8 protein-coding genes are annotated in these 15,334 nt (G+C 49.0%); all 8 read right to left on the bottom strand.

Features of this window, described 5'->3' with window-relative positions:
• Positions 1-166: 166 nt before the first annotated feature.
• The 8 genes from QFZ81_RS01020 to QFZ81_RS00985 all read right to left on the bottom strand — a co-directional run bounded on the left by QFZ81_RS01020 (position 167) and on the right by QFZ81_RS00985 (position 15,246).
• Positions 167-826, bottom strand: coding sequence for a cohesin domain-containing protein (locus QFZ81_RS01020; protein ID WP_307601118.1), 660 nt, complete (start codon positions 824-826; stop codon positions 167-169).
• The gene (locus QFZ81_RS01015; RefSeq protein WP_307601116.1) at positions 765-6,056 is read right to left on the bottom strand and encodes a pectinesterase family protein; all 5,292 of its coding nucleotides are present in this window, start codon (positions 6,054-6,056) and stop codon (positions 765-767) included. Before QFZ81_RS01015 ends, QFZ81_RS01020 begins: the two co-directional genes overlap by 62 nt.
• 122 nt (positions 6,057-6,178) lie before the next feature.
• The gene (locus tag QFZ81_RS01010; RefSeq protein ID WP_307601114.1) at positions 6,179-7,699 is read right to left on the bottom strand and encodes an extracellular solute-binding protein; all 1,521 of its coding nucleotides are present in this window, start codon (positions 7,697-7,699) and stop codon (positions 6,179-6,181) included.
• Positions 7,700-7,767: 68 nt separating this feature from the next.
• On the bottom strand, positions 7,768-9,333 hold the full coding sequence (locus QFZ81_RS01005) for a glycoside hydrolase family 43 protein (protein WP_307601112.1): 1,566 nt from the start codon (positions 9,331-9,333) through the stop codon (positions 7,768-7,770).
• Between the two features lie 32 nt (positions 9,334-9,365).
• Entirely contained in the window at positions 9,366-10,238 is an 873-nt protein-coding gene (locus QFZ81_RS01000; RefSeq protein WP_056830827.1) for a carbohydrate ABC transporter permease, read from the bottom strand.
• A gap of 34 nt (positions 10,239-10,272) precedes the next feature.
• The gene (locus QFZ81_RS00995; RefSeq protein ID WP_307606802.1) at positions 10,273-11,166 is read right to left on the bottom strand and encodes an ABC transporter permease; all 894 of its coding nucleotides are present in this window, start codon (positions 11,164-11,166) and stop codon (positions 10,273-10,275) included.
• A gap of 283 nt (positions 11,167-11,449) precedes the next feature.
• Complete coding sequence (locus QFZ81_RS00990; RefSeq protein ID WP_373463620.1) at positions 11,450-12,928, bottom strand: extracellular solute-binding protein; 1,479 nt, start codon at positions 12,926-12,928, stop codon at positions 11,450-11,452.
• A complete protein-coding gene (locus QFZ81_RS00985) occupies positions 12,925-15,246 on the bottom strand; it encodes a helix-turn-helix domain-containing protein (protein ID WP_307601110.1) in 2,322 nt (773 codons plus the stop codon). Before QFZ81_RS00985 ends, QFZ81_RS00990 begins: the two co-directional genes overlap by 4 nt.
• Positions 15,247-15,334 lie beyond the last annotated feature (88 nt).

The raw sequence follows: 15,334 nt of genomic DNA, 5'->3' as shown, positions 1-15,334 counted from the left end.
CCACTTCCTTTTCATGTAACGTTATTCAAGGCGAATTGCGTTTATTGCTGCAGAGCAAACAAATGATAAATGGCAACAGCCATCTGCACTCCCATCCCTTTGCCTTTCGGCGCAAACCCGTTTTAAGCGACGTCTGAACCGAAAGACTGGTATTCTACTACCCCGTTTACTTGGCAGAAGGAGCAACTTGTATTATGGATGGATTAGCCTGCAACACAGCAAAGCTTTGAGCCGCCCCGTTGGAGACTTTAAAGGAAGTGAAACCAAGCGTCGCTGCATCCATACCCGAGACCGGCTTCGCTTTAAACTTCAATTCCATAATATCGCCGTTGGAGGTTATGGCGTTGGAAGATCCCAGACTGGACGCGATAATCCTCACCTGACCCGGAATGTCCGTCTTCTGAGCGATGATCTGGAAGCCCGGTTTGAGCGAATCGGCGGAAACAAATTCCACAGTGTTCGTCCCGAATTGCATCGTGAAATCCAATGCATACACTGACGAGTATTGGGAGGACGAAACATTGCTTAACCCTACCCGGTAGCTGAACTCCTGCCCCGAATATACGGTCGCAGGCCCGCTAAGCTTTGCGATCGGCAAGTCGGCAAGGATGCTCGTTTGGCCGCTGATGAAAATATACATGCTTCCATGAACCCCGCTGCCGTCTTTTGCGGTCGCGACAACCTTGACTACTCCGTTATTCTTCGCGGTCAGCAATCCGTCGGCGTCAATCATCGCCCGGCTCGAAGGCGTAATTCCGTCGCTTTCAAACACTTCCCAGGCAACCGACGGGTTTGTCGCATTGCCCGGAAGAACCAATGCCTGCAAGGACCGCGAGCCATTCTTCGACGTGATCGAGTACACTCCGCCCAGCCGCAATTACCGAGATGGATGACACCCGCACGAGAGCAACCGGAGCTTTGTCAATCAACCCGATCGACCCTTTCGGATTCCAACCGTCGGAGCCGCCAAGAGTGGATGCTATGGTATATTGTGCCGCTTCTTCCGCTGTCAATTGTGTCGACCAATTGACACGCCCAGCCGGGTTGGCTCCCGGTCCGTAACTTAAGTATTCTGAAAAGCGGGCAGTCTTCGAACGGCCGGCAACCCATTCGTTCCAGCCTGTAGCCCGGATATGCTCCCCAAGGTAGTTATTGATATACGTCGTGCTGCCGTAATCTCGCCATGGTCTGCCGAGGTCTACAGTTCCGGCAGACGCATCTGGACTGGCAATCAGTTGATTATTGACAAACACGTATCCCGGCTTACCCATTTCCGTGGACGGCGCCGTCACATAACCGGGACCAACGCTTTGAATGATGTTGTTCTCTAATACGGCCGCAGAGCTACCGAAGATAAAGTCGACGGTTCCCTCGATGTGGCTGTTGACAAAATACTGCCGTCCTCTTTCGGTCTCCAGCGTATCCTGGTAAGCTAACAGTTTCACGTTGCGGAAAATCCCCCGGTCGCCTTCCGCATAGAGCGCGACGGCTTGCCCTGCAGTCCGCCCGGCATTGTTCTGAACCGTCATATTTTCCAACGTAAAGTCAGTTCCCGACGTCCTCAGCGTATAGCTGTTGCTTGTACCTAGCGGCTGTCCGTTCGGACCGATCGTGCTTGCTGAATCTCCATTGACAAGCACAGTCCCTTCCCGGCTTTCCCCGGTCATCGTGATCATCTTTTTCGTCGAAGGGACAAGCACCTTCTCGTTATAAATGCCGTTCTTCACTTTGATAATCGTAAGCCTCGTGCTGTTGTCCGGAACGGCATTGATGGCATCCGCAATTTTTGCGAATTGCCCGCTTCCATCCTGGGCCACGGCGAACACTGTGCCCGGTACTGCCTTAACCGGCAAGGAATGATAGCTAGAACCTTTATCGTTGTACGCCGCAACAGCGTAATAGTAAGCTGTATCATTGGCCAGCCCCTTATCGGTGAACGCCAGCCCAGCCACTTGATCGGCGATAACCGAGAATGGTCCGTTCTTGCTGGTTGAGCGAACCACCTGGTAATCGCCAGCACCGCTGACCGCATTCCACGTCAACTGAACCTCCGTATTTCCTGGATCCGCTTTGATGCCAACCGGCACATCCGGCTGGCCGATGTTCAGTACGGGGCGAGCTGCTGCAACAATGGACTCCAGGCCGGTACCCGACTCGTTTGCGGCAGATACTTTGTAGTAGTAAGGCTGACCGTTAACCAGCTTCGTGTCGGTATAATTCGTTCCCGTCACATCTGCAGCGATAATCGTGTATGGCCCCTCTATGCTCGTGGCCCGTTTCAGCGTATAACGGTTGGCTTGTGCAGCCGGCGTCCAACTCAGCGTCACTTGGGCGTCGCCCGCCTCCGCCGTCAAGCTAGGCGTACCAATCTGTGCAAGGGCAACGCCGCTCACAGATGCCGAGACTTCACTTTCTCCCGCTACATTCGTAGCCGTTACTGCGTAATATTCGGTTACGCCATCCAGCACGCCACCCATCCGATAAGCCGGTGCCGTAATATTGGCAGCGATGACCTCGAAGGGTCCCGACGGGCTGGCCGCTTTTTTCACCGTATAGAAGTTGACATTGTCCACGGCGTTCCAGCTCAAATCTAATTGAGAATCCCGGCTCACTGTGTTCAGTCCTGTAGGTGCCGCGGGCTTTATAGCGGATGCCGACGGAGTTACTTGCACCTGATTGGAAGCAGCGGATTCTCCGCCAACTCCGTTGGCCGTAACGACGTAGTAATACGTCTTCTCGTTCGTTACTGTGTTATCGATAAACGAAGCTGTCTGCGATTCAGATTGGATGGTTGCATAAGGGCCTCCATCCGTTTCGCTTCGCTTCACATTGTACGAGGTCGCCCCTTGTACATCCGGCCATTTCAATTCAACAGCTCCATTGCCCGGTACCGCAACCAATCCCTTCGGAGAAGCTACCGGCTCCACATACACCTTCACGTTATCCCAATAGGGGCTGCCCGATCCACTTCCCGGTGTGGAGAAATGAATACGGCCAATTCCCTTCGCTTGCGTATCGGCTAGAGCCGTGCTGAGGAAATCAATTTCCGGAGTCACCGCCGGAACATTATCCACATAAATCTTTGCTTTGCCCGTTTGAACGTTCGCTTCAATCTTGATATTGATCCAACGATTGAGTGCCGGCTGCTCGTTGGTTAACTTCACGTACGTACCGCCATTGTTGATGACGAATACATTATTGCTTTCACCTGCCGGTTTGCGGATTTCCAAAGACAAAGGCGTCTTACCGCCATCCGGTGTTTGCAGCTGGAGCAGGCCGGCAGAGCCGATCATCGATTGCTGCATGTAATCCGCTTCGAGGATGACTGTACCCTTTTGCGGTGTAAAGGTCTTAGCAGCCCTGGTGTTTACCGAGCCTGTATCAAAAAGCTGCATAACTTTGTCCGAGCTGTTTCCTGTACTCGTCCCCGGAACTGCCTGTGTAATCACTTTATTCGTGGCTGTCGCCGGAATTGGATTGACCAATGTATATCCGGCAGGCATTTCTCCAATGGTATCTCCTTCAAAATTGTCCGCAATGAGCCAAATGATCTCAGGAGCGCCAGTAGGAGTTGCGCTGACCTCCGTTGAATCGAAGCTTTCGCCATTCGCATTTAACGCACTAATGACATAATAATACGTTTTGCCCGTTACCAGGTTCGTGTCGGTATAGGACGATGACGTCGTGTTTGGCATGATCGTTGTGTAAGGGCCGCCGTGGATGTCGCTTCGTTTGATGTTATAGCCGGTTGCCACGCTTACCGGGGACCAGCTCAGCACTGCTTTATTTTGCCCTGCCACTGCCGCTGGTGCCTGTGGAGGCGTTGGAAAATCTGCGGCTAACGTATGAAGTTCCACACCGCTGAATAGTGCAGTGTTGTATTTATTAATGTCGTCTATCGTCTTGGAGGCGTCCGCCGCCAACCCGATATAGACGGTTTCCGACATCGGAATGTCAACGGTTGCGACCCGCTTCCAGTTCGTCTTGTCTGCGGATATCAGTCCTGTCAGCTGGCTGCCAAGTCGAACGAGCTTTACCCAATAAGGCGTCGATATGAAATCATCCGGCTCCTCCCTCGCAGAATCTCCGCCTGCCGCCGAACGGCTGATTATGACGCCTTTCTTGCCAAATTTGACATAAGGAATCGCAAGCAGCGCCATTTTGGAGGAAGCATTAAGTGATTCGCGAATCATAACGCCTGCTTCGGCGTTGTCATCTGTAGGTGTAACATGCTCAACACGGGCGATGATTTCGCCGTTGCCTGTTAACGACTGATACGCGAAGTGGAACGCGTCGGCAGTGCCGCCAATATCCCCTGCAGCTTTGACCGTTACCGTCTGTGCGTTGCCTTCCAGCTGTGTATGGCCCGGGATGCCTACAGAACCAATATCTTGCGCTTGCCATGGAGCGATCGGACCGGTTTTGTTTACATGAATAGCGACATTGTCCGAATGCGTCGAAAGTCCCGCTTTGTCCGTTGCACGAACGACAAGGAAATGAGTGCCGTCGGTCATGTTATTCCAATCAAAGCTGTACGGAGCCGCCAAATCCTCCGCTATGGCAATGCCATCAACAATGAATTCTACTTTGGCAATCCCGTCCTTGTCAGAAGCAGAAGCCTCCACGGTTACATGGCTTCCGGCTTCTTTCAAGTTGTTGTTAACTGGGGATGTGATCGAGACAACTGGGTTATCCGTATTGTTGCCGCCCGCGTTTCCTTTGACAATCAAGCCATGAAGGTACACCTCAAGGTTCGTATATCCTTCCGGAGACAAATTTACCCCGTTTCGATCATCCGGGTTTGTAGGGGACAAGCCCTTTTCCAATTCCCAAGCATCATCTATGCCGTCATGATCCTGATCGACTACGGTTGAGACGACTGTCGGATAATCGGGATATCCGCCCACCTCGAGCGGGGAATTCATATGTTGGCCGGTTCTGTTTTTCACGTCGTTCATGACCCGGGCATCGATCGCATCACGCTTTGGCAAAGTAGCCCCCGCACCTGCGAGGACATGATTGTACGCGTCCTGAGCAGATTCAGGCACGTAGCCGCCGGCGACCTGCGCGGGCTGAGACAGCTTCAAAGAAGGGTCTTGCACGCTTTGCACGCCAAGCCAATTGTCGGATGTGACCGCAGCGTCGCCATCCATAATATTTCCGCCTACGTACATCTTGCTTGGCGAAGAGAGTTGATCGAACAACTGATTACGCACATTGTAATAAGTGTTTGCACCATATTTATAATAGTTATTATTCAAGTTGTACTGCCCTTCGCCGCCGGTGCCGTATGCGGAAAAAAGCCCCCAATTGTAAATCACGTTGTTGGTCGACTCCACGATGTCATATTCATTCTTGACCGTCGGGAATCTCGGGTTGCGGCTAAAGTTATGGGCAACGAGGTTATGAAGAAAGCTGGCATTATTTCCACCCCAGATGCCGCCGTAGCCGTGACGCCCCTTTTGATGCGTCGTCATCAGCATACTTTCCTCGGCGATCGACCACTGCACCGTTGTGTTCTGGTTTTCGTAAAGGCTGAGCACCTCATCGACCGACCAGCTGAAGGAGCAGTGGTCAACGATAATGTTTTTGTGATAGCGAAAGCCGAAGGCATCGTCCTCGCTGGGATAACGATCGCCCAAGCGGAAACGCATATACCGGACAATGACATTATCCGCCTCGACGGTCGTCGTGTAATCGGTTACAGTAATGCCGTCGCCGGGGGCGGTTTGTCCTGCAATGGTCAAGTTCGAGCCTGTAATTTTTAGGCTTTCCTTCAATCGAATCGTACCTCCGACGCGGAAGACGACCGTCCGGTTGCTCTGGCTTACAGCGTCTCGCAGAGAGCCGGGAATTGGCGTTTCATTGATCTTATAATCCGCGAGTGTAGTAATCTCATATACCGCTTGACCGCGTCCGCCGGTCACATATTTGCCTCCGCCTTCGGCGCCTGGGAATGCCGGCAGCGAATCGACTGCTGCTTCAGCGTGAGCGCTTACAGGAATGGATGCGGCAAGCATAGCAGCAACAAGAATTTGTGAAAACCATTTCTTCATAACGTGCCTCCTTAAGTTTTGTAGAGCAAAACTGGCTTCGTAAGCAATGCAAATCGATGAATTTAATCAGGAATGCCCCCGATCAGGGTTCGGGGAACATTCCTGTCTTCCTAAAGGATGGGTTACTTCTTCTTGATTTTCTCGTATGCCTCCTTGTACTCCGTTATCAGCTTCTCGCCGCCGGCTTTTTTCCACTTCTCGATCTCGGACTTCCAGCCTGCCTCGTCAATCTTGCCCATAATAAATTTCGTTTCCGCATCGGTCATGATCTGTTCAAGCTCCTTGCCCTTTTCCAAGAAGGTTGCGGAGCTCAGCGTCAGCGTCGGATTGGTAACAACGTGCTTGTCGCTTTCACTACCGATTTGTTGATTCTTACGGAATAGATCGGGCTGCTTCATCCGCTTGGCAATGTTGTAGTCCTCATTCCGCTGTGGCAAAGTATCCCGATAAGGCTTCACTTCCTTCACATCCGCATCTCGGTCTAACGGCAAGGTAACGTCTCCTCCGTCTTTCCAATGTCTGCCTTCAATTCCTTTGACCAAAAGGGTCGCCATCGGCGGATCCATCAATTTGTCCATGAAAGACAACACTTTTTTCATGTCTGCTTCCGTTTTTACAGAGCTTTTCGGAATGGCCAGGAAGCCGTTGTTTCCGCTTTCTCCCGGCACTCTTATGCCTTTCGGGCCTTCTAACGGAGCGTTATCGATAACGGCGGTCGGCACGACCTTAGCGATCTTATCCTGCCAGCTCTGAGCATTGCCTCCGGAGATTCGGATCGCGGCGCGCCCGGTATCGTAAGCCTTATCGATCTCAGCGACATCGACTACAGCAAAGTCTTGATTGATCAGCTTCTCGTCATAAAGACGCTTGAGGAACTTCATCGCTTCGAAGAAGGGCTCGGTCATGAATTCGGGAGTAAAGGTTCCACTCTCATACTGCCACTTGTTTGGACCGCCACTCATCACCGAGAACCGGGTCAGCATTGAATCTGCATTCTGGTTGTATTTCTTTTCCACCATCATTCCGTAGGTGTCGTTCTTTCCGTTCTTGTCGGGATCGCTCAGCGTCATTGCTTTGATTACGTTATACCACTCATCCAGAGACTTCGGCGCCTTGAGGCCTGCAGCGTCAAACCAATCCTTCCGGTAATGGACGACGGAACGGCTCAAACCGCGGAACAAAGGGACGCCATAAATTTTTCCGTCTACGCCAATATTTTCGTAGAAAATCGGATTTTGCGCCGACAAGTTTTTGTAATCTTTCAGGTAGGGGCCGATTTCCCAAAAAAGATTGTCTTTCAATGCTCCGATGGCTACAGCATTGTAGTTGAGCTTGATCAGCTCCGGAAGCTCGCTGGAAGCAATCATGACATTGACCTTCTCGTCGTAGGCCGATAGAGGAATCCACTGGAATTTCAGATCGGTATTCGTGTACTGCTCCATCGCTTTTTCCATATCGTTGTCGTTTGCGGGAGCTTCCCCTACCTGGTTGATGACGATTGAAATCGGGAAGGGCTTGCTGTCCACTTTCTTCGCGCCTTCTGTGGCGCTCGCGCCTGTTTCCTTGTCGCCGCCACAGGCCGACAGCATCACCGATGCAAGCAGCACTGTGCTCATTCCTAATGCAACCTTTTGCTTATTCATAGTTCTACCCCTTCGTTATGAAATGTTATTTAAAACCTAGCCCTCATAGTCATCCTAAGAAAGATAAGTTATAAACCGATGTATTCGAAATAATCAAAATCCGCATGGTTAACGCCGGACTCACCGTTACTGCTAGCGAAGAGACCGATGTACGCTCCTGTGAAGCCCCCCGCCGTATCTGTGCTGAGAATGGTGCCGTCTATATCTTCCGCCAAGTGCTGCCACTGCTCAGCCTCCGCTGCATAATCGAAACGAAGGGACTGTCCGATCGCTTCCACCCTCAAATAAAGCTGGCTCGTATCGATGCTCCGCCTTGCAAGCACCATTTCCTCGCCGGCAATCCTGCTCACAAGGCGAACTTCCCTCTGAGATTCATCATCCAAGCCGCATTCCAAACGATATTGAAAATTATGGTTTTGTAATAACACCAAACCGGCTCTTTCCTTAATCGTACCCGGCGCAAATTCCAGCTTCGTCCGCACGGCATAGGAAATATCCTGCTGCCTACGGCCTACAAAGCTTGGATTGCCGACCTCGGATATCGACTCTGATTTAAGCCTCAGCCTTAGATAACCCGGGCGCTCGCTTAAACTACAAAACTCTCCTCTCGGAGTCCGGATGAAATTCCATCTGTGCTCCAATGCCGGAGCATCAAAATGATCGCAAGCAGGTAATGCAGGCCACCTTGCTTCGGGCAAATTCGGCTTTGGCATCTCCCATTCAATGATTCCTTTACCCGGATTCACTAACGGCCAATCGTCCTCCCAATCCACGGAAACGAGGAACGTTTCACGCCCCATGTTACGGTAATATCCCCCATACGGCCGGGAAGCCAAACATACCATCCACCACTCCCCAGTCTGCGTTCGAACAAGATCCGCATGGCCTACGTTGGTAATACCGTGCTGTTTGCCAAGATGCCGATGCGTCAAGATCGGATTCCGTTTGCATACTTCATAAGGTCCGGTTAGCGATTCGCTCCGTGCAATAGTAACTGCATGAGTAAAGCCCGTTCCTCCCTCAGCAATAAGCAAATAGTAGTACCCGCCCACTTTGTAAAGATGCGGGGCTTCTTGTGCGTGAGCTTGCTTCAGCGCCCCGTCCCACAGACTAAGTTTCGGACCGACCAACTGTTTCGTCTCCAAATCCAGCTCCTGAAGCCAAATCTCCATATGCTTCAGATATTGCTGTCCGCTCGGCGGCACCCGGTTTCCTGTATAGTAGACCTTGCCGTCATCATCGAAGAACAAGGAAGGATCAATCCCAGGCGCATCATCCAACCAATACGGATCCGACCATGGTCCGGCAGGGTCTGTGGCCGTAACGAAGAAATTTTCGCGCCCGCCGGGAACTCTCTCCGTAAGCGTCGTAATCATATAGAAAACACCTTCATGATATCTTAACGTGGGGGCATAGATCCCCCTAGAAGCTGGAATACCATCCAGATTGAGCTGCGACGGCCGATCGAGCACATGTCCGATCTGGCGCCAATGGACTAAGTCCTTGCTGTGGAAGATTGGGACACCGGGAAAATATTCGAAAGTCGATGTGACCATGTAATAATCCTCCCTCACCCTACAGATGGAAGGATCAGGGTAAAACCCGGCAAGAATCGGATTACGAAACGTTTCCATTCAACTTCTCCCCTCTTTTTAGTAAAAACTCTCTATCCCTTCACCGAACCCAGGAGCACACCCTTCGTAAAATGCTTCTGCAAGAACGGATATACAAACAGAATCGGAACGGTAGCAAATACAATAACAGCCATACGAATGGTTAACGGCTGAATCTGGGCTTCATCGATACTTGCATCGCCGATCCGGCTTTGCGCTAAAATAACGATCTCCCGCAGGAGCACCTGAATCGGCCATTTCGTATTATCGTTGATATACAGAATAGCATTGAAAAATTGATTCCAATGAGACACCGCATAGAAAAGAGCGAATGTGGCCATGGCCGGCATCGATAAAGGGAGAACGATACGGAATAATACACCCAGATCGCTGCATCCGTCGATTTTCGCCGAATCCTCCAAACCATCCGGTATTTGTTGAAAAAAGTTTTTAAGCACGATGAGATTGAAGCCGCTAATTGCGCTTGGAATCATCAAAGACCACAGCGTATTGGTTAAACCCAGCGCTTTTACTATAAAATAAGTGGGGATCAACCCGCCTCCGAACAGCATCGTAAACAATACGGCCAGCAAAATGTATTTTCTGCCCCGGATATGCGCCTTCGATAGCGGGTAGGCCATCAGTGAAGTAAACAGCAGATTAATGAAGGTGCCTACAACTGTGATGTAAATAGAAACCATTAAACTTCTGACCAACGTATTTGTTGAGAAAATGTATCGGTAGGAGGCAAGGGACCATTCCTTGGGAAACAAAATGATGCCCCCTCTTGCTACCTCCTCCGGACTGGTGAAAGAAACCGCCAGAATATATAGAAACGGCAGTCCGCAAGCCACAGAGAAGATGAGTAAGAAACTGTAGTTAAAAATATCGAATAGGCGGTTGCCTAAAGTTTTATCGTATGACATTGCGATGTCCTCCTTTTTTTGAAACAAGACGGTGTTAGTACACGCCTTCTTGTCCGAATCGTTTGGCAAGCCAGTTCGAGCCAAGCACCAAGACCAAACCTATTGCCGATTTAAATAAACCTACCGCCGCACTATAGCTATATTGCGCCTGCGTTAATCCTTTCGTGTATACATAGGTATCGAATACTTCCCCTACCTCCCGATTGGTTGGCGTGACCATCAAGAAGATATGCTCGAAGCCGGAATCCAGAAAATTTCCGAGACGAAGAATCATCAGGATAATGATCGTGCTGCGAATCGCCGGGAGGGTAATATGCCAGAGTTGTCTCCACCTTCCGGCTCCGTCTATGCGCACAGCTTCATACAGCTGCATGTCGACACCAGATAAAGCTGCAAGGAAAATAATCGTGCCCCAACCGACTTCCTTCCATATGGATTGCGAAATAATCATCGTCCGGAACCATTCCGGTTCAAGCAGGAAGGCGATTTTCTTCCCGCTGATCGCATAGATCAGTTCATTTAAAATCCCGTTCTCCGTCGTAAGCAGCATATAGAATATACCTACGACAACCACCCATGAAACAAAGTGAGGAATATAGATAAGCGTTTGTACGAATCGTTTGAACCTTTCCCTGCGAAGCTCATTCATCATTAGCGAAAGAATGATCGGCAGCGGGAAGAAAAAGACCAGATTATAAATCGCAATAATGATTGTATTTCTAAACAGCATGCCGAATTGCGGCTCGCTAAAGAACCGTTCAAAATGCTTTAACCCAACCCAAGGGCTTTCCATAAAACCAAGGTGGGGCTTATAATCTTGGAATGCCATAATCAATCCGTACATAGGGACATATTTGAAAATAAGAAAGTACGCCACACCCGGCAACATCATCAGGTATAACCATTTGTCCCTAATGAATTCCTTCATCAGTAAACCGAATTTCGATTTTCGAACCTGTCCGTCCGATTGTCCCGATTGTAAAATCAAGTCTGCTTTCATCTTAAGCTCCTCCACATCTCTTTGTTTATGCCTTTATTATTGGACAGAATCCTTGTGGCAGGCTATACCTGCGGCATAACCTCTTTCGCTGTTCTGCCCTTTTCCAGAGCTATAGCTTCCAGACAACTATATATGCACAAACGAAAAAACCCTTGATTTCTCAAGGGTTCTACGGCATTTTCCAGTATTGGCGGTCTTATTTATCCTTATCTTACTTGGTATAAGCTTCTTCATATTCTCGGATCATCTTATCGCCGCCGGCTTCTCTCCACTTGTTGATTTCGGATTTCCAGCCTGATTCATCGATTTTACCCATAATAAACTTCGTCTGCGCATCCGTAATCAGGACCTCAAGCTCCTTGCCTCGCTCGGCATAGGTTTCTGATTCTAAGGTTAACGCTGGGTTAGGGACAATATACAACTCATTCTCCTTGATGATCTGCTGGTTTTTCCGATAGAGGTCGGGTTGGCGTATAGGCTTCAGGGCAGGATTACTGTCAATATACGGGAAAGAATCTCTATAAGTCTTAACCTCCTTTAGATCCAGTTCACGATCGAGAACCTCCGTATACTCACCTTTATCGATCCAATGTCTATTTTCAATTCCTTTAGAAAGCACGGTTTGCATGACAGGCTCCAACAGCTTATCTAGAAAAGCTAAAATTTTTCTCATTTCCGCTTCCGTTTTCACCGCATCCTTAGGAATGGCCAGGAAACCCACATTGCCCGGTTCGCCAGGGAGCCGAATCCCTCCAGGACCCTCTAACGGAGCCACCTCCACAACCGCTGAAGGAACCGTCTTTACCAGCTTATCTTGCCAGCTTTGGGCATTCCCCCCGACAACCTGAGTACCCGCCCGCCCCAAATCATATAACCTTGACGTTTCCATAGCATCCACGACTGCAAAATCCTGATTCATCAGCTTTTCTTGATAAAGCCGTTTAAACAGCTTCATCGTTTCATAGAACGGCTCCGTCATAAATTCAGGGGTGAAGCGGCCGTTCTCCACCTTCCATTTGTTCGGCCCTCCTTGTGATACGGAAAACCGCGTCAGTGTGGAGCTTACATCCTGATTGTATCTTTTCTCCAGGATAATCCCGTACGTATCATTCTTCCCATTTTTGTCCGGATCGCCAAGTGTGAGCGCTTTCATGGCTGCATACCAATCATCCAGCGTCTTTGGCAGCTTTAAACCCAAGATATCAAACCAGTCTTTACGGTAATGGATAACTGCACGACCAAGGGGACGGTACAATGGTACCCCGTATATTTTCCCGCCTACTGCAATGTTATCGTAAAATTGCTTATTTTGAGCGGATAAATTTTTGTAATCCTTTAAATAAGGTCCGATCTCCCAAAACTGACCCGCCTTCAGCGTAGCGATGATCGTCGGCGTATAGCTGAGCTTGATCAGCTTCGGGAGCTCTCCGGAAGCGATCATCACCTTCACCTTCTCATCGTAGGCCGAAAAGGGGATCCATTGGATCTGCAAATCCGTGTTCGTATATGCTTCGATGGCTTTTTCAATCTCGTTGTCCTTGGGAGGAACCTCTCCAATTTGGCTGACCACGAGCGAAAGAGAAGAGGTTTTAGTGGTATTTTCCACTTCCGGCCTTTTACCCTGGCTGCATGCAGTCAACAGCAAGGAGGATATAAGCAAGCTGACTATGTACACGGAATATCGTTTCACTTGGCACTCCCCTTCTCCTTTTGATCCATCTTCTCCCGGTACTGCCCTGGTGTTACATCGAACATTTTCCGAAAGCTCCGAATGAATGCGCTTATATTTTTATACTGAAGCTTTTCACCGATTTCCGAAATTTTCATATCCGTCGTCTCCAGCATGACCTTGGCCATCTTCATCCGATACTCAGATAAATAATCGCTAAATGTCGTGCCGATTTCCTTCTTGAAAATACGGCTTAGATACACCGGATGATAGCTAAGAACTTCCGAACACGATTCCAATGTAATTTCCTGATCGAACTGCTCCTGAATCATTCTTACAAGCCTATCCGCGATCTTTACGTATTGCGTTTCTGATTTCTCTGATAAAACCTGAATCATTGGAGCAAACAATCGGGATTCGAACCAGTACTCAATTTCATCCCGCGTTTGCAAATGCAGCAATCGTTCTACCGCGCCTTCATCTCCAAGAACTTTTTTTATCGAAATACCCTGATCCTGTACGATCCCTAGAATCCGGGAAATAAGCTGCAGCAGTAAAATGTGATGCTCGTACAAAAAGCCGTCCTTATGCAGCAGCGCATTCAAATAATCCTGAAACAGCTCGGTGGCTTTGTCCAGCTGCATTTCCCGAAGCGCATAGACAAGCTGCTCTTCCATTACCTTAAGGTGCGTATAGACATATTTATCTGCTCCGGGGTTATTTTCGATATCCTCATAGTGAACAATAATATCCGGACCCAGGCTAATGCGGGATTTCATGGCAGACAAGCTTTCTCCATACGCTTTAACGGTATCTGTTAACGAAAGGTACGGTTTACTGATCCCGATGCTTACTTGTATTTGTAAATAATGCTCGGCGTTTGTTTTAATGGACTCTGCCATTTGATACAAAACATTCTTGACCTCCGCCGGATCCTCCGCGTCCGTTGCCACAAGCGTCACTTGCGACTGATTCAAGATGATCGGTGTAAACCGAAACTCAGGCGGCAGTACCTCCTGGGCAATGTTATTCACGGCATAAAGCAGAAGCTCCCGGTCTTGCTCCTGATACTTCGAATCCTGTAAATTATCAATTTTCAGAGTCAGCACCCCTAGACGTTTCCATCCGGTTGGAAAGCCATACATGGCAGAGCGGAATAAATAGTCGTTCTCCGATAACTGTCCTGTAAACAGCTTTAGAACAAAAAACTCTTTTAAATGTCCCGCTTGACCGAGCATTTGCTGTTCGATATGATTTCTTGAAACAGCCAAAGACTGCATGCTTACTTTAATGAATTCCAGCTCATCGGTTCTAGGCTGTATCGATTGAGCGTTAAATTTATGATCAATACCCTTGGCAACATCTAATAGATTTTGTATCGGTCGATACATGCGGCGACTGCCGTACAAAGCAAAAGCCAGAACGATCAATAGAATGGCAGCGCAAACAATCAGCGTTAGCTTGGCAATTTTCTGGGGTTCCTTGGTGATTTCACCAATAGAGATAACCGACACATACGTCCACCCGTTGTAGCCTGAGGAACGATACATAACCGCCACCTCTTCACTCCCTAGATGCGTATTGAAAAGTCCTTGTTTATTCTCCGGTTCCGACTCCAGTCTGCCCGCGATGACCCGATTTATTTCCCGATACCCTTCCTTTACCTCAGCCGTTACAAGAATATCAGCTCCTGTGCGGTCCAGGATATAGTTTCGGTTTGATGGATTGCCGGGTATCAGCGCTTCCCGAATATCGGCTGCCGAAATACGCACAACCACAAGCCCTTGCGGCTTACTCGTCTGGGGCAGGATCGGTATTTTATGTACGAGGGTTATCATTTCCACAGGATTTTCAGGCTCAACGCCATTTGCAGATACCATACCTGTACTCCAATAAATGCTTCTCGGCTGCTTGGCATAATCCCAGAACTCCTTATTGTTATCAAGCTGATCCAACGGTTTCATGGCATTCAGGTTTATAAACCAATTTCGCTCAAGGTTGATTAGAAAAGCCTCCGTAATGACAACATCACTTGATTGAAGGTTATACAGCGACACGGAAAGATCACGTATCTGTTCAAAATCAGTTGGCGAATAATTCGTGTTCATCGCCGTCTTAACCAGAGAAGAGTTGGCATACTGCGTCGCCGATTTCTCAATGGATTTCAACATCTGTTCCACACGCATCTGGGTTTGCGTCAACCATTGCATGTTGCCTTCTTTTACCTTGTCCTCAAGATCCCTAGTTGCAATCGAATAAGAGACAATCCCAATAATTACAGCGGGAAGTACGCCTAATAAAAAGCTAAATGCCAGTAACCTAAGCAAATATCTTCGCAATACGATTTCCCCCTCCGGAAGCACCGCTCCCTGCTCTGTCTAGAAATTGAATATTTCTATTATATATGGAAAACGGGAAATAGACATG

It is taken from the genome of Paenibacillus sp. V4I9, from assembly GCF_030817295.1.
GTDB lineage: Bacteria > Bacillota > Bacilli > Paenibacillales > NBRC-103111 > Paenibacillus_E.
Note: the sequence above shows the minus strand (reverse complement) of the source record. Positions and strands in the feature narration are given on the sequence as shown.

Coding starts and splice junctions, on each gene's coding strand:
- QFZ81_RS00995 (WP_307606802.1), bottom strand. CDS start 11,166: ATGAAGGAATTCATTAGGGACAAATGGTTATACCTGATGATGTTGCCG.
- QFZ81_RS01015 (WP_307601116.1), bottom strand. CDS start 6,056: ATGAAGAAATGGTTTTCACAAATTCTTGTTGCTGCTATGCTTGCCGCA.
- QFZ81_RS01005 (WP_307601112.1), bottom strand. CDS start 9,333: ATGGAAACGTTTCGTAATCCGATTCTTGCCGGGTTTTACCCTGATCCT.
- QFZ81_RS01010 (WP_307601114.1), bottom strand. CDS start 7,699: ATGAATAAGCAAAAGGTTGCATTAGGAATGAGCACAGTGCTGCTTGCA.
- QFZ81_RS01000 (WP_056830827.1), bottom strand. CDS start 10,238: ATGTCATACGATAAAACTTTAGGCAACCGCCTATTCGATATTTTTAAC.